This is a genomic window from Methylocapsa polymorpha, from assembly GCF_045689225.1.
In the GTDB taxonomy this organism is placed as follows: Bacteria; Pseudomonadota; Alphaproteobacteria; order Rhizobiales; family Beijerinckiaceae; genus Methylocapsa; species Methylocapsa polymorpha.
Genome location: NZ_CP136862.1, coordinates 3,910,310 through 3,928,970, shown reverse-complemented (window position 1 = coordinate 3,928,970; position 18,661 = coordinate 3,910,310). Strand labels below are relative to the sequence as shown.

General features: G+C 61.9%; 15 protein-coding genes and 1 tRNA gene. 8 read left to right on the top strand and 8 right to left on the bottom strand.

Going from position 1 to position 18,661, the window contains the following annotated elements; genetic code table 11:
• Positions 1-96: 96 nt before the first annotated feature.
• Together glmU and glmS are read left to right on the top strand one after the other, a co-directional pair.
• Positions 97-1,467 carry a bifunctional UDP-N-acetylglucosamine diphosphorylase/glucosamine-1-phosphate N-acetyltransferase GlmU gene (gene glmU / locus RZS28_RS18060; RefSeq protein ID WP_407339105.1) on the top strand — a complete coding sequence of 457 codons (1,371 nt, stop codon included), beginning with the start codon at positions 97-99 and terminating at the stop codon, positions 1,465-1,467.
• 65 nt (positions 1,468-1,532) lie between these two features.
• Positions 1,533-3,371, top strand: a complete 1,839-nt coding sequence (gene glmS / locus RZS28_RS18055) for a glutamine--fructose-6-phosphate transaminase (isomerizing) (protein WP_407339104.1) — start codon at positions 1,533-1,535, stop codon at positions 3,369-3,371.
• 15 nt (positions 3,372-3,386) lie between these two features.
• Here the strand turns inward: glmS and RZS28_RS18050 are convergent, their stop codons facing one another.
• Both RZS28_RS18050 and RZS28_RS18045 read right to left on the bottom strand, forming a co-directional pair.
• Positions 3,387-3,959: a urate hydroxylase PuuD gene (locus tag RZS28_RS18050; RefSeq protein ID WP_407339103.1), complete on the bottom strand. Its 573-nt coding sequence runs from the start codon at positions 3,957-3,959 to the stop codon at positions 3,387-3,389.
• 169 nt (positions 3,960-4,128) lie between these two features.
• Entirely contained in the window at positions 4,129-4,716 is a 588-nt protein-coding gene (locus RZS28_RS18045; RefSeq protein WP_407339102.1) for an NAD(P)H-dependent oxidoreductase, read from the bottom strand.
• Positions 4,717-5,306: 590 nt separating this feature from the next.
• Here RZS28_RS18045 and proS point away from each other — a divergent pair.
• The 4 genes from proS to RZS28_RS18025 are packed head-to-tail and all read left to right on the top strand — an operon-like array spanning position 5,307 to position 9,600.
• A complete protein-coding gene (proS, locus tag RZS28_RS18040) occupies positions 5,307-6,629 on the top strand; it encodes a proline--tRNA ligase (RefSeq protein ID WP_407339101.1) in 1,323 nt (440 codons plus the stop codon).
• A complete protein-coding gene (locus tag RZS28_RS18035; protein WP_407339100.1) occupies positions 6,626-7,897 on the top strand; it encodes a lipoprotein-releasing ABC transporter permease subunit in 1,272 nt (423 codons plus the stop codon). The genes proS and RZS28_RS18035 overlap by 4 nt, the downstream gene beginning before the upstream one ends.
• Before the next feature lie 2 nt (positions 7,898-7,899).
• Positions 7,900-8,583: an ABC transporter ATP-binding protein gene (locus tag RZS28_RS18030; protein ID WP_407339099.1), complete on the top strand. Its 684-nt coding sequence runs from the start codon at positions 7,900-7,902 to the stop codon at positions 8,581-8,583.
• Positions 8,584-8,613: 30 nt separating this feature from the next.
• Positions 8,614-9,600 (top strand): phosphotransferase family protein, encoded by a 987-nt coding sequence (locus RZS28_RS18025; RefSeq protein WP_407339098.1) that lies wholly within the window; start codon positions 8,614-8,616, stop codon positions 9,598-9,600.
• Between the two features lie 63 nt (positions 9,601-9,663).
• Here the strand turns inward: RZS28_RS18025 and RZS28_RS18020 are convergent, their stop codons facing one another.
• A complete protein-coding gene (locus tag RZS28_RS18020; protein ID WP_407339097.1) occupies positions 9,664-10,329 on the bottom strand; it encodes a hypothetical protein in 666 nt (221 codons plus the stop codon).
• Positions 10,330-10,438: 109 nt separating this feature from the next.
• On the bottom strand, positions 10,439-11,152 hold the full coding sequence (gene lipB, locus RZS28_RS18015; RefSeq protein ID WP_407341167.1) for a lipoyl(octanoyl) transferase LipB: 714 nt from the start codon (positions 11,150-11,152) through the stop codon (positions 10,439-10,441).
• Between the two features lie 159 nt (positions 11,153-11,311).
• Between lipB and RZS28_RS18010 the strand changes: the two genes are divergently transcribed.
• A tRNA-Leu gene (locus RZS28_RS18010) sits at positions 11,312-11,396 on the top strand.
• A gap of 48 nt (positions 11,397-11,444) precedes the next feature.
• On the opposite strand, the gene RZS28_RS18005 is transcribed toward RZS28_RS18010, so the two are convergent.
• On the bottom strand, positions 11,445-12,377 hold the full coding sequence (locus tag RZS28_RS18005) for a polysaccharide deacetylase family protein (RefSeq protein ID WP_407339096.1): 933 nt from the start codon (positions 12,375-12,377) through the stop codon (positions 11,445-11,447).
• A 153-nt stretch (positions 12,378-12,530) separates the two neighbouring features.
• Here RZS28_RS18005 and mgtE point away from each other — a divergent pair, with 153 nt between their 5' ends.
• Positions 12,531-13,961 carry a magnesium transporter gene (mgtE, locus tag RZS28_RS18000; protein ID WP_407341166.1) on the top strand — a complete coding sequence of 477 codons (1,431 nt, stop codon included), beginning with the start codon at positions 12,531-12,533 and terminating at the stop codon, positions 13,959-13,961.
• A 22-nt stretch (positions 13,962-13,983) separates the two neighbouring features.
• Here mgtE and RZS28_RS17995 read toward each other — a convergent pair whose 3' ends face one another.
• The 3 genes from RZS28_RS17995 to RZS28_RS17985 form a co-directional block, all read right to left on the bottom strand.
• Positions 13,984-15,411: a multicopper oxidase family protein gene (locus tag RZS28_RS17995; RefSeq protein ID WP_407339095.1), complete on the bottom strand. Its 1,428-nt coding sequence runs from the start codon at positions 15,409-15,411 to the stop codon at positions 13,984-13,986.
• Positions 15,412-15,538: 127 nt separating this feature from the next.
• The gene (locus RZS28_RS17990) at positions 15,539-16,873 is read right to left on the bottom strand and encodes an AAA-associated domain-containing protein (protein ID WP_407339094.1); all 1,335 of its coding nucleotides are present in this window, start codon (positions 16,871-16,873) and stop codon (positions 15,539-15,541) included.
• Between the two features lie 9 nt (positions 16,874-16,882).
• A complete protein-coding gene (locus RZS28_RS17985; protein ID WP_407339093.1) occupies positions 16,883-18,619 on the bottom strand; it encodes an ABC transporter permease in 1,737 nt (578 codons plus the stop codon).
• Positions 18,620-18,661: the final 42 nt, after the last annotated feature.

Here is an 18,661-nt window from a genome sequence, read left to right as displayed (position 1 = left end):
TGGCCGCTCTTTTTGCGCGTCGCGCTTTTGTGATTAAGAAGCGGCTTGGCGCGCGCAATCGCGGCGCGAGCCGACGCGCTGCGGAGAATCTATCTGATGGTCCTTGCCCCCCTTCCAAGTCGCAGTCGCCCCGGCCGCTCCTGCCTGGCGATCGTCCTTGCCGCCGGCGAGGGATCTCGAATGCGCTCGGCGCGGCCGAAAGTGCTGCACAAGCTCGCCGGCCGATCGATGCTTGCGCATGTCTTGAGCTCGGTCGTGAAGGCTGGGGCCGACCGCATCGTCATCGTCGCGGGGTCTGACCCGACCGCGGTCATCGCCGAGGCCAAAGCCATTGCCCCCGAGGCGGAGTTCGCCATTCAGGCCGAGCGGCTCGGCACCGCCCATGCCGTGCTCGCCGCGCGCGAGGCGATCGCTCAAGGGTATGACGACATTCTCGTCGTCTTCGCCGACACGCCTCTCGTGCGCCCGGAGACTTTCGTGAAAATGCGCAAGGCCCTGGCCGAGGGGAGAGACGCGATCGTCGCCTTGGGATTTGAAGCGAAGGACCCGACCGGCTACGGCCGGCTCATCGTAGAGAATGACACGCTGGTCGCAATCCGCGAGGACCGCGATGCGAGCGAGGCCGAGCGCGGCGTGCGGATGTGCAACGCCGGGCTCATGGCGCTCGACGGCGCGCGCGCGCTGGGCCTGCTCGATGCGGTCGGCAACGCCAACGCCAAGGGAGAATTTTACCTGACCGATGTCGTCGCCATAGCCAAGGGCCGCGGCCTCGGGGCCAGCGCCTTGAAGGTCGCCGAGGACGAGGTTCTGGGGATCAATGACCGGGCGCAGCTCGCCGCCGCCGAGGCGATCTTGCAGCAGCGCTTGCGCGACGCGGCAATGCGAAACGGCGCGACCTTGGTCGATCCTTTGAGTGTGACTTTGTCATTTGACACTTCGCTGGACCGCGACGTCATCGTCGAGCCGCATGTTTTCTTCGGCGTCGGCGTCAGCGTCGGGGAGGGGAGCCTCATTCGCTCCTTTTCGCATCTCGAAGGCGCAACGGTCGGGCCGAATGTGTCGCTCGGCCCATTCGCCAGGTTGCGTCCGGGCGCGGAACTCGGGCCAAATGTGCATATCGGCAATTTCGTCGAGGTGAAGGCGTCCTATGTCGGCGCCGGAGCGAAGATCAACCATTTGAGCTATATTGGCGACGCCGCCATTGGGGCCAAGACGAATATCGGCGCCGGAGCGATCACCTGCAATTATGACGGCGCCGGCAAATATCGCACCGAGATTGGCGAAAACGCCTTCATTGGCTCGAACAGCTCCCTGGTGGCGCCGGTCAAGATCGGCGCGGGCGCCTATATAGGCTCAGGGTCCGTGATCACGAAGGACGTCGAGCCGGATGCGCTGGCGTTGGGGCGCGCGGGTCAGATCGAGAAGCCCGGCTGGGCTAAAGCTTTTCGCAGCAAAAAGCAGAAATAGACGATTTGGACGCGGGCCTCTCGGCAGGCGTTGCGCGCTTCGGTCTGGCGGCGCAGGAGATGTAAATGTGTGGAATTGTCGGCATTCTCGGGCGGGGTCCGGTCGTCGGGCTGCTTTTGGAGGCTCTGAAAAGGCTCGAATATCGAGGCTACGATTCGGCGGGAATAGCGACCCTCGAAAATGGCCGGCTGGCGCGCCGCCGCGCCGGCGGCAAGCTCAAAAATCTCGAAATGCGCCTCGCCGAGGAGCCGCTCGCCGGAACCATAGGGATCGGCCATACGCGCTGGGCGACCCATGGCCGGCCGACCGAAAATAACGCGCATCCGCATGCGAGCGCCAAGCTCGCCGTGGTGCACAATGGCATTATCGAGAATTTTCGCGAGCTGCGCGACGAGTTGCGGGCCAAGGGCCATGAATTTGCGACCGAGACGGACTCAGAGGTTATCGCCCATCTCGTGACCGACGCCATGCAAGGCGGCAAAGCTCCAATCGAGGCGGTTGCGGCAAGCCTGCCTCGCCTCAAGGGGGCTTTCGCTTTCGCCATGATCTTTGAGGGCGAAGAAGATCTTCTGATCGGCGCGAGCCGAGGCGCGCCGCTGGCGGTTGGTTTCGGCGAGGACGACAGGGCCGGAGAAATGTTTCTCGGTTCCGACGCGCTTGCGCTTGCCCCTTTCACCGACACGATCGCTTATCTGGAGACCGGCGACTTCGTCGTGCTGACGCATCGTTCCGCGTCATTTTTCGACGCCGCCGGCGCTCCGGTCGAAAGGCGAAAGATCAAGACCGCCGCCTCGGCCTTCTTGATCGACAAGGGCAATTACCGCCACTTCATGGCGAAGGAAATTCATGAGCAGCCCGAAGTTGTGGCCCGCACATTGGCGCATTATCTCGATATGTCTTCAGGCCGCGCGGCGCTTCCCTTCGACCTGCCCGTCGATGTTGCGAAACTTTCGCGCCTTACGATTTGCGGCTGCGGAACGGCCTATATCGCTGGGCTCATGGGCAAATATTGGTTCGAGCGTTTCGCGCGCCTGCCGGTCGACATCGAGATCGCCTCCGAGTTTCGCTACCGGGATCCGCCCTTGGAGCCAGGCGGCCTCACCCTCCTCATCTCGCAATCGGGCGAGACGGCCGACACTTTGGCGTCGCTGCGCTGCGCCAAGGAACACGGCCAGAAGGTTCTCTCCGTGGTCAATGTCGCGACCTCGACCATAGCGCGCGAGAGCGACATCGCCGCGCTGACCCTGGCCGGTCCCGAAATCGGCGTCGCTTCGACCAAGGCCTTCACTTGCCAGCTCGCGGTCCTCGCCTGCCTTGCGCTCGCGATAGGGCGCGCGCGGGGGGCGCTCGACGATGCGGCGGAAGCAAAGGTCGTCGCCGAGCTCATGGCGCTCCCCGGCCTCATTGCAGAGGCGCTCGCCTGCGAGAGCCGCGTCGAGAGCCTGGCGCGGGAGATCGCCAAGGTCCACAACGTGCTCTATCTCGGCCGCGGGACATCCTATCCATTGGCGCTCGAAGGCGCGCTGAAGCTCAAGGAAATTTCCTATATTCACGCGGAGGGTTATGCGGCGGGCGAGCTGAAGCACGGGCCGATCGCGCTCATCGACGAGGACATGCCGGTCATCGTCATCGCCCCCAGGGACGCCGTGATCGAGAAAACAATCTCGAACATGCAGGAAGTGGCCGCGCGAGGCGGCCGCCTGATCCTCATCGGCGATAGCGCTCTTGCGCGCGATTTCGCGGCCGAGGCGGAGGCCGCGATTGTGATGGGCGATATTGCGCCGGATTTCTCGGCGATGGTCTATGCCGTCCCGATTCAGCTCATCGCCTATCACACGGCGGTCGTCATGGGGAAAGACGCCGATCAGCCGCGCAATCTGGCGAAGAGCGTCACCGTGGAGTGAGGCTCCGTCGCATACCTATCCGACGAGCCGCGCCGTCACCATGCAATAGAGCATCGGAATCGACAAAACGAAATTGGTGCGCGAGGTCAGCATGGCGAGGCGCGCGGCTTTGGCCTTCGCCTCGTCGTCCGCCGGCACAAGGCCGAGCGCGACTTTCTGGTTCGGCCAAATGATGAACCAAACATTATAAGCCATGATAAGGCCGAGCAGCGCGCCGGTGAGGATCGTCAAGTTGGTGACGGCGGTCCCGCTTGCGAAGACGATGAGCCCGGTCGCCACGGTGGCGGCCGCCGACCAGCGGAACCAGAAGAGCGCCTCAGGAGCTATATATTTGCCGATGGCCGGCTTCAGCTCTGCTGGAATTTTGGGCACGGTCGGGATTTGCACAAGATTGAAATAATAGAGGAGCCCGATCCAGGTGACCCCGGAAATCACATGCAGGACGGTGAAGAATGGTCCGAAATAGCCCCTGTCGAGGTCTGAGTGGTGATAGAGCACCAGAATCACAAAGGCCAAAGCGGCGCCGAGCCCTAGGGCCTGGTAGGGTTTTTCAATAATCTTTATAAGCTTTTCTATGATCTCGGCCATGGCAAGCTCCTGCACCCAAAGAAACCAAAGTCTTGGCCGTGCAAATACGGCGCCGATACGTAAATTTTTTGACAAGGATAAAACGATTGCTTGAGAATTGCGAGATCTTCGCTTGAATTAGGCGAGGCGCTCGAGCTTTTTCCGGCCTCGATCGCTCGGCGACCGCGTTTCAGAAATCTCGAAAGGCCCGTTCGAGACGCCCGAGAAACGCCCCGGCGCGCGCCTCGGTCATGCGGTCCATGTCGTGCAGCGTCAGCATGCGGAACCGGGCCTTGCGGTTGACGAAAGCCTTGACGCCGCGGGAGATCTGACGCCGCACGGGGTCGCCCATGTAGAGCCGCGTCGCCCACCAAGGCGCGCCGGTCGAGGTCACCACCCAGATCGCCTCGACATGCGTGAGGCGCGGGATCAGGCCGCCGCCGGGCGCATGGTCGAAGGCGACGCCCGGGACAAGCACGCGATCGAAGAAGCCCTTCAGGATCGCCGGCATGTTGAACCACCATTGAGGAAAGACGAATATGAGCCTGTCGGCGTGCTGGAGCCTTTCGACATAATCGGCGACGGCGCGCGCGTCATAGGGCGTAGTAAAATAAGAGGCGCGCTCGACCGCGGTGAGGCGCGGGTCGAAATCATCGGCATAAAGGTCGATCAAATCGACCTCCACGCCACGCCGTTCGAGCGTCGCGCGGATGCGCGCCGCCGCCGCTTTGGCGAAGCTGGCTTCGAGCGGATGAGCGACGACCAGAAGCGCGCGCATGGGGCAAGTTCCTTTTTGCGTCGGCCGATCAGGGGATCGAGATTCGACGCCAATCGGAATCTTAAAGCATCTTCGCTTTGATGCGGCGCGCTGAAAAAGCTCTCAAGGCGGCGAGGATGAGTCAAGCACGCGAGAATGCCGGGCGGCGAAAGCTTCGTCATGCATTCTTCACGGAGTCAGAGAAGAGGCCTCGGCGTGGCCTTGCGCCAGTGGCCATGGCGCGGCGCTTCTGGACAGACGTGGCGGGAGGGAGGGAGAGGCCCGCCACGTCTGCGCCAGCGATCCGCAATGGTCCGCACAGCGTGACAAATTTCCCGCAGCGCGCTATCGGGCGGGGATCGCAATCGTCCCACTGATTAAGACGAACAGACGCGCAAAACCCGACAGCCGACAGCGTTAAAAAAACGCGGGCGCCGAATCTCTCGAGCCGCCGATCATCCGCCGCAAGGCGCAAGATCGTCGCCGGTTTGAAGTGGCCGGCTTGTGTTTTCGGCTTCTTTGCGATTGTTTGGGCGCGAATTTGCTCCAGCGCGCCCTGGGCGATGGGCGTGATTCTATCCTGTTAACGAGAACTGGACTACAAACAGCAAATGCGCCTTTCCCGTTACTTCCTGCCCATTTTACGCGAGACGCCCAAAGAGGCCGAAATCGTCTCGCATCGTTTGATGCTGCGCGCCGGCATGATCCGGCAGGAGGCCGCCGGAATTTATGCCTGGCTGCCGCTGGGTCTCCGCGTCCTGCAGAAAGTTGGGCAGATCGTGCGCGAGGAGATGGACCGGGCAGGGGCCATCGAGCTTTTGATGCCGACCTTGCAACTGGCCGATCTATGGCGCGAGACCGGCCGCTATGAAGCCTATGGTCCGGAAATGCTGCGGATCAAGGACCGGCACCAGCGCGAGCTCCTCTATGGGCCGACCAATGAGGATATGATCACCGAAATCTTCCGCGCCTATGTGCGCTCCTATCGTGATCTGCCGAAGATCCTCTACCACATCCAATGGAAGTTTCGCGACGAGCAGAGGCCGCGGTTCGGCGTCATGCGCGGGCGGGAGTTTTTGATGAAGGACGCTTATTCCTTCGATTTCGACGAGGCTTCGGCGCGGCTCTCCTATCAGCGCATGTTCGTCGCTTATTTGCGCATTTTCGCGCGCATGGGCTTGCGGGCCATTCCGATGCGGGCTGAGACCGGGCCGATCGGGGGAGACCTTTCGCATGAATTCATTATACTGGCCGAAACCGGCGAGTCGGCGGTGTTTTGCCATGCCGATGTGCTGAACCTGCCAATTCCGCCGGAGACCACCGATTATGACGGCGATCTTTCGTCCATCATTCAGGAATGGACGGGTCTTTACGCCGCGACCGAGGATGTGCATGACAAGGCGCGTTTCGAGCGCGAGACGCCCGAAGGCAAGCGCATCCACACGCGAGGCATCGAGGTGGGCCAGGTCTTCTATTTTGGCGAGAAATATTCAAAGCCGATGCAAGCCCTGATAACCGGGCCCGATGGAGTCGAGCGGCCCTTTCAAGGCGGCTCCTATGGCGTCGGCGTCTCGCGTCTCGTCGGCGCGCTGATCGAGGCGAACCACGACGAGAACGGCATCATCTGGCCCGAGGCCGTCGCGCCTTTCAAGATCGGCCTCGCTAATCTCAAGGTCGGCGACGCAGCCACGGACAAGGCCTGCGCCGATCTTTACGCCGCATTCGAAAAAGCGGGCGTCGAGGTTCTCTATGACGACACCGACGATCGGCCGGGCGGCAAATTCGCCAAGCTCGATCTGATCGGCCTGCCTTACCAGGTCATCGTCGGCCCCAAGGGCTTGGCTGAAGGCAAGGTTGAGGTGAAGACACGGGCGACGGGCGCGCGGGAGAGCCTCGATCTCGCTGAAGCGATCGCGCGTCTGGCGGCGGCATGACGGAGATTTCAGCGGCGCGCACGCGCCCTTTCGCGCCTTTCGAATGGATGATCGCCTTTCGCTATCTGCGCGCGCGGCGGCAGGGAAGCTTTGTCTCCGTCATCGCGGGCTTTTCCTTTCTCGGGATCATGCTGGGGGTCGCGACGCTCATCGTCGTCATGTCGGTGATGAATGGTTTTCATAAGGAGCTTTTGGACAAGATCGTCGGCATCAACGGCCATATTTTCCTTCAGGCGGCGGATTCGCCGCTCACCGATTATGATGAAGTGGCGAATGAAGTCGCGGCTGTGCCAGGTGTCGACGCGGCGATCCCGATGATCGAGGCTCCGGCGGCTGCGTCCACGACCAACATGGCCTTCGCGCTCGTGCGCGGCGTCAGGGAGGCCGACATCAAGCGCCTGCCAGGCGTCGCCGGAAATGTGAGGCAAGGCACGCTCGAGGGCTTCGACAAGGCGGGCGGCGTCGCGATTGGGCAAAGGCTTGCGGAAAATCTAGGGCTTCGCATTGGCGACAAGATCAAGATTCTGATCGCGAATGGGGCGCAGACGCCGTTTGGCGTCGCGCCGCGCAGCAAGGTCTATCCGGTCGCCGCGATCTTCCAGATCGGCATGGCGGAATTCGACAATCTCTTCGTCTATATGTCCCTGCCGGAGGCGCAAGGCTTCTTCAACAAGGACAATGAGGCGAGCGTCATCGAAGTCTTCGTGCATAAGCCGGAGGATCTCGATGCGGTTCGCAGCGAGATCGACGCGGCTGTGATGCGGCCGATGATCGTGACCGACTGGCGCGAGCGCAACAAGACATTCTTCGATGCGCTGAACGTCGAGCGAAACGTCATGTTCATCATCCTGACGCTGATCGTTCTTGTCGCGGCGCTCAACATCATTTCCGGCCTCATCATGCTGGTCAAGGACAAGGGCCATGACATTGCCGTGCTGCGCACGATGGGCGCGACTCGCGGTGGGATCATGCGAATCTTCCTGATCACCGGCGCGTCGATTGGCGTGGCCGGGACCTTCGCCGGCTTTCTTCTCGGCCTCCTCGTCGCGAGCAATGTCGAGGCGATGCGCCAGATCCTGAACCAGCTCCTTCACGCTAATCTCTTTCCCGCCGAGCTCTATTTTCTGTCGCGTCTGCCCTCCGTGGTCGATCCGCGCGATGTTTTGGCGGTTGTTTCGATGACGCTCGCGCTTTCGATTCTGGCGACGATCTATCCGTCCTGGCGCGCCGCGAAGCTCGATCCGGTCGAAGCGCTGCGTTACGAATAGCCATGTCCGCTCCTGCGCTTTATCTTGAAAAGATCGAACGCAGCTATGATCAGGCGGGGTTGCCGCTCGAGATTTTGCGCGGCGCCGATTTTTCTCTCTGGGCGGGCCAGTCGGTCGCGCTGATTGCGCCGTCGGGCGCGGGGAAATCGACGCTCCTCCATATCGCCGGCCTTCTCGAAAAGCCGGACGCCGGCGAGGTCTATGTCGCAGGCCTTGGCACGACGCATTTGGCGGACGACGCGCGCACCGCCTTGCGGCGCAGCGAGATCGGTTTCGTCTACCAGTTCCATCATCTGCTGCCCGAATTTTCGGCGCTGGAAAATATCATGCTGCCGCAGATGATCGGCGGCTATTCCCGGCGGGAGGCAAAGGACCGCGCAATGCAATTGCTCGATTATCTCGGCCTTGCCGCGCGTGGAAAGCATCGGCCGGCGGAGCTTTCCGGCGGCGAGCAGCAGCGCGTCGCGATCGCGCGGGCCGTCGCCAATGGCCCCGGCCTTTTGCTCGCCGATGAGCCGACCGGCAATCTCGACCCAAAGACCGCCAATCATGTTTTCGAGGCGCTCGACGCGATCGTCAGGGCGACCGGCCTTGCGACCTTGATTGCGACCCATAACATGGAGCTGGCCGGGCGGATGGATCGGCGCGTGACCCTGCGCGACGGGCTTTTGGTGGAATTGGCTTGAGAAATTTCTGCACAAGGATCGAACGGAAATATGCGCGAGGGCTGGGGCCGCAATGAGCCTGAAATCAGGCTCGATAGAGCGGCCATCGAAAGCCTCGTGGTGGCGGCTTTCCCTGCGGCTCGAATAGAATATTGCAAATCCGCAAGAGGCGGGTTGACCAATACGAATATCGAGGTCGGCCTATCTGCCCCGCCTTCACGCGTAAACCTGCGCCTTTACCAGGGCAGCCCCAAGGATGCCGGCAAGGAGGCGGCCCTTAATGCGCTGCTCCTGCGGCGTGGGCTGCCGACCGCGCGCTTCCTTTATTTTGCGAAGACCAACCCTGTGACGGGCGAGCCTTACGCGATTCTTGAATGGATCGAAGGGGCGCGTCTTGCGAGTATCGGTCACGGCCTCGATGAGAAGAGCCAGGGGGCGCTCGGCATGCGCCTCGGCGAAGTTCTCGCCGGAATCCATGCCATCTCGTTCGAGACGGCTGGCTACCTCAACGCCGAGCTTTGCGTCGAGGCTCCGATCGATTTCCGTCATGAAGCGGTCATCGCCTTTCTGCGTTCCTGCCTGGATTCCGGGGTCTTGAGCGAGCGGCTTGGTCCTGACCTTGCGGCCGCTCTCGTCTCATTCATGGAAGGGGAGGGGCGTCGGCTCGACGCCTGGCTCGGCGAAGCCTGCCTCGTCCATGCCGATTTCAACGCCTCGAATATTCTGGTGCGGCGCGAAGAAGAGCATGGCTGGCGGATTGCGGCCGTGCTCGACTGGGAATTCGCCTTTGCCGGTTCGCCTGCTTTCGATTTCGGCAATCTTTTGCGCCCGCCCCTCGGCGACAAGGAGGTTTTTATCGCGGCTGTCGCGCAAGCCTATCAGGACGCAGGCGGCGTCCTGCCCGACGATTGGCGCGCTTCTGCGAAGATCGCCGACCTGATCGCCTGGGCCGATGTGCTGCGGCGCGACATTGTCACGCCGGCTCTGATCGCGGATGCGGCCTTGGTCATTCGGCGGACGATCAGCTCGCCTCAATAAACGAGAGCGCTCCTTGAAAGGCGCCGCACATCCTGGGCTTGGCGTCGGAAGCGCTTCGGGAGCTCAAAGCTCGCGGCCGATGGCGATCGCCGTCACCGGGGTGTCAAAAGTTTCGAGCGCTTCCTTGCGCTTCAGCCGGAACCTGCTCTTTTTGCGGATTGGGGCGGTCAATTGCTTTTCGACGAATTTCACATCGGGAAATTTCCCGATCGTGGCTTTGAACTCGTCGTAAAGCTTCTGATAATCGTCGGAATCATGCGTCCAATAGCGCAATTGCGCCGAAAACACCCGGCCGTAAGTCTTGACCAGGTGGGTCCCGATTTTTTCGTCTTCCGGGACGAGCCAGCGCGGCTCGAACTTGGCGTTATCCGTGCTCAAGGCGCGAATTCCGGTTTCGAGCATGTAAAAATAGCCGTCGTCATTGCCGTTCGCGCCGATTGCGACCAGGGCGCCTGTGTCGGGATTATAGAGATCATAGCCGGTCTCGACTTCATGCGCGGTGCTTGAGGCGAAAACCTCGAAATCGCCGAGATGGGCCTCATCGACCTCAAGAACCTTCTCGGTCACGGCTTCGATCATATGGCACGCCTTGTCGTAGACGAGGCTGACGCCGACGTTGCAATTGTGAATCCAATCCGGAAACGAATTGTCGATGAGCTTGGTCAGGCGCTCCTCCACGGGCAAGCCGAAAAAGGCGCGGGCGAATTTAATGTCATAACCTGTGGTCATCGGAATTTCCGGCTCCGGCAATGCTACGCCGCGCGATGGCGGCCTCTGCGACAGCCATGGAAAGCAAGAACTGAACCATTGCGGCCGCGAGCGCCTTGGTCAGGCCGTTTCAGATCCGAATGATCTCTCCGAAGATCGGCTCGAATTCGCGCGCGAGGATGGCGTCGACCTCGGGCATGGTTGCCGGGCGGCCGAGATCGACAAGGCTCGTCACGCCCAGATGCGAGTCCGAAACGCCGCAGGGAACAATGCCGGAAAAATGCTCGAGCTCTGGCTCGACATTGAGGGAGACGCCGTGGAAAGAGACCCAGCGCTTGATCCTGACGCCGATCGCCGCTATCTTGTCCTCGGCGATTTCGCCATTGATTCCGCGCCGCTTGTCGGGCCGGCGGACCCAGACTCCTACGCGATCCTCCCGCCGTTCTCCCGTCACGTTGAAAGCGGCCAGGCTGGCGATAAGCCATTCCTCAAGGCCCGCCACATAGGCGCGCAAATCTGGCCGGCGGCGCTTCAGATCGAGCATGACATAAGCGACCCTTTGACCCGGCCCGTGATAGGTGAATTGCCCGCCGCGTCCTGTCCTATGGACCGGGAAGCGGGGATCGGTCAGATCGGCGTCCCGCGCGGATGTGCCCGCGGTGTAAATGGGCGGATGTTCGAGGAGCCAGACCTGCTCCGCCGCCGCGCCGGAGGCTATGGCTTCCGCGCGCGCCTCCATGTAGGCGACGGCCTCCTCATAGGGCGTGAGCCCGTCGGAAACCCGCCATTCGATCGGCGGCCCGGCGAGTTTCGGCGCCATAAGGCGCGCCAGGCTTTGGCGCATCGCTGTTTCAGACTCGGTCATGACGCATCATAACGCCGCCCGCATGTTTGCGGCGGATTCGCTTTCCATTTCGCCGCTTGGCCTTGCCACGTCTGCGCCGATTTGTTAGACGACGCGCCTGCCCTTAAGACGTGCTTTCGCGCTCCTAAGGGGATGCTTGCGGCCATGGCGGAATTGGTAGACGCGCTAGCTTGAGGTGCTAGTTGGGCAACCAGTGGAGGTTCGAGTCCTCTTGGCCGCACCATTTCTCTAAATTGCCTTGCAAAAGCGGCGTTTAGCGGCGCCCTCGCGTTCATTTGGCGGGCGCCGGCTGCGCCTGGGGCGCGGGCGCAACGCCATGCGCCTTTCTTCCTGCGTGAGTCTCCTTCGCGAACACATCGGCGATGATCTTGTCGGTCTCGGAGGTCCAGCCTTGCGGCGCGGCCTGCATGGCCGGTGGCTCCGCGCCCGGCTTCACGTGCACGATCTTGAAGCCGCGTTGCTTCAATTCGCGTAACAGCGCCGGCAACATGGCGGCGGTTTGCTCCTTCGAATCATGGAAGAGCAGAATGCCGCGACCTTCCTTCTCGAGCCGGGCGAGAACCAAGGCGAGCTGAGCTTCCGGCGTCATCGGCTGCCAGTCGGACGCCCAGACGTCCGCGCCAAACACCGCGATGTTTCGCGCCGAGAGCCATTCCACCAGCGCGGGCGTGTCGGCGAAGCCCGGAAATCTAAAGAAAGGCGTCCTCGGAGCCGCGCCGGCCGCGCCATAGGCGGCCTTGTCGTCCGCGGAGAAACCTTTCTCGATCTCATTTTGCGCCGCCTTCTCGCCAAGCCGCCGCAGCGTAGCGCCCGGATGCGAAAATGTGTGATGTCCGACCGTGTGGCCCTCAGCAATTTGGCGCCTCACCAGCGAAGGCATGGCCGCGGCGTTGCGGCCGACGAGAAAAAATGTCGCCTTGACGCATTCCTTCGCCAAGGCGTCGAGCACCTTGGCGGTCGTATGGGTCGGCCCATCGTCAAAGGTAAGCACGATTTCATGGTCGTCCAGCGCCAAGGTTCGCGGATAGGTTTTAAGCCCGACCTGCCAACCGCCTTGCGCGCTGAGCTCCAAGGTCCGGCTCACGCCTAACGCGTCTGGCAGGCAGCGCGCTGAACTAGCCGCCGCTCGGTGAGCCAGGAGAAATATCAAGCCGAGAAAGGCCACAGCCAAGATGAATGTCGCAAGCACGCGCTTCTCCTTCATTCGCTGTCCCTTGCATCGCCCTCCAGAACCCGCTCGCCCTGAAGAAAATAGGCCAAAACAAGAGGATAGTACGCTTTCGGGTTTCCCTTGAGAAGGAAAGCGCTCTAAGAACCGAGCGATCCCGGACAAGGTTTGAGTATGCGCATGGCTGATATGGAACACGACTATGACGTCGTTACGGCGCATCCGGATCGACTGCCGGGAGACGCTGCGTCAATCTATGACGAAGACGGCGCGATCGAGCCGAATTTTCTCAAAAATGTAGCGGCGGCTGTCAGCGCGGGCAATGCCGCGCTTGTGCGTCAACTGGCCGGCGACCTCCATGAAGCAGATCTCGGCGCGCTGATCGCGGCGCTCGAACCGGATCTGCGCGCGGCGTTCATCAAACTTATGGGAAGCGATTTCGATTTCGCGGCCCTGACCGAGATGGACCACCATATCCGCGACGAAATTCTCGCTGAGCTGCCGAATGAGACCGTCGCCGAAGGCGTCCGCGACCTCGAGAGCGACGATGCCGTCACCATTCTCGAAGACCTCGACGCCGAAGACCAGGCCGAGATTCTCGAGGCGCTCCCGCCCGTCGACAGGGCGCAGTTGCAACGCTCGCTCGATTACCCGGATTATTCCGCCGGCCGTCTCATGCAGACGACCTTCGTCACCGCGCCGCCCTTTTGGACGGCAGGGCAGGCGATCAATATCATGCGCGATACCGACGAAGAAAATTTGCCGGATTCCTTCTTCGAAATCTTCATCGTCGATCCGGCGCATCGGCTTCTCGGCAATGTTTTCCTCGACACTCTCCTGCGCGCGAAAAGTTCGGCGAAACTCGAGGACATCATGTGCTCGGATCGCCGCCGCGTCGAGGTGAAGGAGGATCGCGAGGAAGTGGCGCGCGTCTTCCAGCGCTATAATCTCGTTTCGGTTCCGGTCGTCGACGAAGCCGAGCGTCTCGTCGGAGTCATTACGATCGACGATATCGTCGATGTCATTCAGGAGGAAGCCGACGCCGAAGTGAAAGCGCTCGGCGGCGTGTCCGAGCAGGAAGAATTGTCGGATACGGTCTGGTGGACGACGCGAAGCCGTTTCCCTTGGCTCTTCGTCAATCTGATCACCGCCTTCATCGCCTCGTCCGTGCTCGGCCTCTTCGAAGGATCATTGCAGAAAATGGTGGCGCTCGCCGTGCTCGCGCCGATCGTCGCGAGCCAGGGCGGCAATGCCGCGACCCAGACGATGACGGTCGCCGTCCGCGCGCTCGCGACGCGGGAATTGTCGCGCGCGAATGCGCTGCGCGTGGTCCTGCGCGAAATCTTCGTCGGCGTCTTGAACGGCGCCGCGTTCGGCCTCATCACAGGATTGGTCGCGAGCGTCTGGTTCGGGTTCGCAGGAATTGGCGTCGTTATCGCGCTGGCCATGCTGACCAATCTCGTGGCCGGCGCGCTGGGCGGCATCTTGATCCCCCAAGCACTCAACCGCTTCGATATAGATCCCGCCGTGTCGTCGAGCGCCTTTGTCACCACCGTGACGGATGTCGTGGGCTACGCGTCTTTTCTAGGCATAGCCACGGTCTGGTTCGGGCTCGCGTGAAACCGAGCCCGCCGCGGCGCGCTCAGACGTAGCGGATCGTCGTGAACATACCGGCCGCCAGGTGGTAAAGCAGGTGGCAGTGGACGGCCCACCAGCCGGGATTATTGGCGTCGAATGCGACCGTGACGCTTGTCTCCGGCGGAACAAGCAGCGAGTCGCGCATGGCACCCGCGAATCTATTTCCATTGATCGCGACGACCTGAAAAACATGGCCATGCAGATGCATGGGATGCGGCATCGCCGTCTTGTTGACGAATATCAGCTCCACCCGCTCGCCTTCGGCGACCGGCAGCGGCGGAGTCTCCTCCGTCCATTCCACCCCGTTGATCGACCAGCGATAGCCCGCCATTTCGCCGGTCAGGTTCAGCGTATGGCTCCGATCAGCTTCGCGCGCCTTCAATGGCTCAGCCGCCCGTAGCCGGCTTTCCAGCTCAAGCGTCAGCGGCGGGGAAGCCGCATCCGCCAGCTCCGGCGCGCGCCTGACATGGCCGCGGCCGGCGACGAGGATGAGGCCCGTCTGCCGGCGCTCGCCTTCGAGCCGCGCAAGCACGGGGTAGGCCGCCGCGCGCCGCGGGATCGCCAGCCTTATATCCAGGCGCTGCGAGACCGCGATCGGAAAGCTGCGGCCCTTGAGCGGGGTGATGCGATGGCCGTCCACGGCGATCAAATCGCCTTTGAGCTGGCCGAGATCGATATGAAAGGCGCTCATCGACGAGCTGTTGATCACCCGCAGCAGCGCCGAACGGCCGGGTTCAACCTTCACGACCTCGGGGTCGGCGAGGGTGCGCTCATTGGCGAGAAAGGCGTCATACTTGACGTCGTTCAAGTCTGGCTTGGCTGCCGCCTTCGGCATGGCCATGCCGGGATTAGCGCCCATCATGGCCGGTGACTTCGCCGCGCCGTTCATGGCCGCCATGCCGCCGCCGTTTCGGAGCCGCTTAAAAATTTCCTCCGGCGGAGTGAAGCTGAAGTCGGCGAGCATCAGGACGATGTCCTGCTCGTCCGCGCGATCGGCGCCGCCGTGGATGATCAGCGGCGCAGCTAGAAGAACTTGCTCCTGCAGCCCTTCGTGCGAATGCATCCAATACGTGCCGCCGAAGGTAAGAGGGAAGTCATAGTCGGCGCTTCCGCCCGCCGGAATGGGCGGCGCCGAGACGCCGGGGACGCCGTCTTGCCGCCAGGGCGGTGTGAGCCCGTGCCAATGAATCAAGCTAGGCTCAGACAGACGGTTTTCGACGCGGACGTGGAAAGGCTTGCCGATTTCGGTCGCAATCCCGAACTGGCCATTCGGTTGGCGGATGCCGAGCACCGAGGCGGATTTGCCGTTCACCTCAATGCTGCGACGCTCCAGCCGCAACACTGTCGGCGACGACTCGATTGCTTGCGCCCGCGTGAAGGGCGCGATGCCGGCGGCTAATGAACCGCCAAGAAAACTGCGGCGAGAAAGCATTGGAAGACCATCTCCTAAAGTGCTTCCCGATCGCGTGGACTTACGCGGTCGAAAAGGAACCGCTTATTTTCAACGAGGGGGAGCATGTCGGAAACGACAAGGTCGAGCAACTTTTTCGCGAAATGCTCTATTGCGGGTTTTCCAGACTGAATGTCTCGGTGGTCTCATCATAGGCGAAAAGCTCGCCGTAGCGGCCCCAGTTGACGACGCTTTTCAAGGTCCGCTCGGCGTATTCGTCAGACATGTAATCCTCAAGCTCCTCGAGGAAGCGGACCGCGCGGGCGGTGTGCGTCGGGCGATCGTCGAGCACCAGCCTGATCCGCGCCGCGAGCGGCACATAGGCCAGAAGATGGTCGCCGAACAGCTTCTTGCGCACATCGACCTCGGCGTCCGCGAAGCGCAGCCCGGCGGGCGTCAACTTGATGTCGCCTTCCTCGATTTCCGCGAAGCGCAGGAGCTGCAAGGTTTCGCCGACAGGAAACAGCTCGTCGATTTCCATCTGCAGGCTGTCGGCGAGCGCCGGAAGATCGGCGCGGCCATGATAAGGCGGCGCGGCGATTTCCTCGATCATGCCGGCGAGCGTGTTGGTGGAGACCTGCGGCAGCGCCATGGCGAAGCCGAGGCCGGGGAATGTGCCCTCCCGGCCGAGCGCGGCAGGCTCCGGCCGCTTTGTCATCAAGGCGTAGATCTTGTCGACCAATTGCCGGAACTCTGGATCGAGCCGGTTGCGCGGATGCTGCAGCCCGACCTGGATTTCGGCGGCGACGCGGCCCGGATTTGACGCGAGCACGATGATGCGGTTGCACATCAGCACCGCCTCCTCGATGTTATGCGTCACCATGAGGATGGCCTTGATCGGCATGCGTCCTTCGACCCAGAGGTCGAGAAGGTCCGTCCGCAGCGTCTCGGCGGTGAGCACGTCGAGCGCGGAGAACGGCTCGTCCATCAGCAGAATATTGGGGTGGACGACAAGCGCCCGGGCGAAGCCGACGCGCTGGCGCATGCCGCCCGATAATTCCTTCGGGAAGGCGGATTCGAATCCATCGAGCCCGATAAGGTCGATCGCCTTCAAGGCGCGCCGTCGGGCGTCCTCTTTCGGAATTTTCTTCGCCCGAAGGCCGAGCTCAACGTTGGAAAGCACGGAGAGCCAGGGAAACAGCGCGAAACTTTGAAACACCATGGCGACGCCGTCGACCGGGCCGTTGACGGGCTTTCCGAGATAATTGACCTCGCCGTCGGCGGCCCTCGCAAGGCCGGACACGATGCGCAAGAGCGAGGATTTGCCGCAGCCCGAACGGCCGAGCAGGCCGACGATCTCGTTTTCGTACAGAGCGAGCGAGACATTGTCGAGAACCGCCGGGCCCTGTTCGCCTGACCCAGTCTGATAGTGCTGGCAGACGTTCTTCACGTCGAGCAAGGGGGTCTTGACGGCGAGCGGGGTCCGCACATTCACATCGAGCATGAGACTACCTCAATCAAGTCGCAGCCGCCTTTCGGCCAAGCCGAAAAGCGGACGCCACAGCAGGCGGTTGAACATAATGACGAAGATCGACATCACGGCCACGCCGAGCACGATCTTTGGATAATCGCCATCGGCGGTCGCCTCGGCGATATAGGCGCCGATCCCATGCGCGGAAATCGTCTGGTCGCCCCATTTAACATATTCGGCGACGATCGCCGCGTTCCACGATCCGCCCGACGCAGTCAGCGCTCCAGTCATGTAATAGGGGAAGATCCCCGGAATGATGACGCTTTTCCACCAGTCCCAGCCGTGGATGCGAAAGCTCGCCGCCGCCTCCTTGAGATCGTTGGGGAACGCCGACGCGCCCGCGATCACGTTGAACAGAATGTACCATTGCGTCCCGAAGACGATCAAAAAACTCAGCCAAATGTCGGGATTGAGGGCGAATCGCACGATGCCGACGACGGCGACGGGAAAAATGACATTGGCCGGGAAGGCCGCCAGGAATTGCGCGAGCGGCTGGATTTTCTCGGCGAGCGCAGGTCTGAGGCCAATCCACACGCCGACTGGGACCCAGACGAGCGTCGCCAGGGCCATGAGGACGATCACGCGCAGCATGGTGATAAGCGTGTAAAGCACGCTTTGTCCAAGATCGCCCCAAGACAGCGTCTGGCGCACATAATCGACGACGATCCATGTGGCCCAAAGCGTGATGAGCCCGACCAGGGTCAGCCAGAGCGCGTCAATAATCCGGCTCACGCCGGGATGTTGCGACGAGAGCGCAGTCGCGCGCCCGGGCAATTCGAGGCGCCAGAGCGCGATGCTTTGGAAGAGCTGAGCCGGGCCGCGCGTCGCCGCGCGCAGCCAACGCGTTCTCGCGAAGACCTGCGCCACCCAGGACCTTTCCTTGGTCTGGCTGGCCGTGAGCTCGACCCGAAACCGCGCTCCAAAGACGACCAGCGGGCGAAACAACAATTGATCATAGGCGATGATCACGACGAACATTGTGATGATCGCCGCGAGGACCGCCGGGATGCTCTTGTCCTCGATGGCGAGGGCGAGATAGGCCCCGATGCCAGGCAGCTTGACCGTTGTGTCGCCAACCGCGATCGCCTCAGAAGCGACGACGAAAAACCAGCCGCCGGACATTGACATCATCATGTTCCAGATGAGCCCTGGCATGGCGAAAGGCGCCTCCAATTGCCAGAATGTCTGCCAGCCTGAGAGCCCGAAGCCGCGCGACACTTCGACGAGGTCTCGCGGGACGCCGCGCAGCGACTGGTAGAAAGAAAAGGCCATGTTCCAGGCTTGCGAGGTGAAGATCGCGAAGACCGCCGCGCATTCGGCGCCCAGGATCGAGCCCGGAAAAAGTCCGAGGAAGAAAGTCACTGTGAAGGAGAGAAAGCCGAGGATTGGCACCGATTGCAGGACGTCGAGAATCGGGATCAGGATCATCTCAGCGCGCCGGCTTTTCGCCGCCAGCGTCGCGTAAGTGAAAGTGAATAGGAGCGACGCCGCAATCGCCGCGAACATCCGCAGCGTCGTGCGCAATGCGTAATAGGGCAGGTTCCAGTAATCGAGCGAATTGACGGTCGATTCGGGCGCTTCGAGGGGCAGGGTCAGCCCGCCGGAAATATGCGACCCCGCGACGAAGCCGGCGAAAATCAACGCAAGGGCAAGCAGGTCATATTGATTGGGGAGCGCCTTTCGGCCAAGCGAAGTGAAGGCGACGAACCGAGACAGCATGGAGGCCTTTCACAGGTCGTTTAGATGAGGCCTTGGCGGGAA

Excerpts from the sequence above, each read along its gene's own strand:
- glmU (WP_407339105.1), top strand. The coding sequence starts at position 97 with ATGGTCCTTGCCCCCCTTCCAAGTCGCAGTCGCCCCGGCCGCTCCTGC.
- glmS (WP_407339104.1), top strand. The coding sequence starts at position 1,533 with ATGTGTGGAATTGTCGGCATTCTCGGGCGGGGTCCGGTCGTCGGGCTG.
- RZS28_RS18050 (WP_407339103.1), bottom strand. The coding sequence starts at position 3,959 with ATGGCCGAGATCATAGAAAAGCTTATAAAGATTATTGAAAAACCCTAC.
- RZS28_RS18045 (WP_407339102.1), bottom strand. The coding sequence starts at position 4,716 with ATGCGCGCGCTTCTGGTCGTCGCTCATCCGCTCGAAGCCAGCTTCGCC.
- proS (WP_407339101.1), top strand. The coding sequence starts at position 5,307 with ATGCGCCTTTCCCGTTACTTCCTGCCCATTTTACGCGAGACGCCCAAA.
- RZS28_RS18035 (WP_407339100.1), top strand. The coding sequence starts at position 6,626 with ATGACGGAGATTTCAGCGGCGCGCACGCGCCCTTTCGCGCCTTTCGAA.
- RZS28_RS18030 (WP_407339099.1), top strand. The coding sequence starts at position 7,900 with ATGTCCGCTCCTGCGCTTTATCTTGAAAAGATCGAACGCAGCTATGAT.
- RZS28_RS18025 (WP_407339098.1), top strand. The coding sequence starts at position 8,614 with ATGCGCGAGGGCTGGGGCCGCAATGAGCCTGAAATCAGGCTCGATAGA.
- RZS28_RS18020 (WP_407339097.1), bottom strand. The coding sequence starts at position 10,329 with ATGACCACAGGTTATGACATTAAATTCGCCCGCGCCTTTTTCGGCTTG.
- lipB (WP_407341167.1), bottom strand. The coding sequence starts at position 11,152 with ATGCGCCAAAGCCTGGCGCGCCTTATGGCGCCGAAACTCGCCGGGCCG.
- RZS28_RS18005 (WP_407339096.1), bottom strand. The coding sequence starts at position 12,377 with ATGAAGGAGAAGCGCGTGCTTGCGACATTCATCTTGGCTGTGGCCTTT.
- mgtE (WP_407341166.1), top strand. The coding sequence starts at position 12,531 with ATGGAACACGACTATGACGTCGTTACGGCGCATCCGGATCGACTGCCG.
- RZS28_RS17995 (WP_407339095.1), bottom strand. The coding sequence starts at position 15,411 with ATGCTTTCTCGCCGCAGTTTTCTTGGCGGTTCATTAGCCGCCGGCATC.
- RZS28_RS17990 (WP_407339094.1), bottom strand. The coding sequence starts at position 16,873 with ATGCTCGATGTGAATGTGCGGACCCCGCTCGCCGTCAAGACCCCCTTG.
- RZS28_RS17985 (WP_407339093.1), bottom strand. The coding sequence starts at position 18,619 with ATGCTGTCTCGGTTCGTCGCCTTCACTTCGCTTGGCCGAAAGGCGCTC.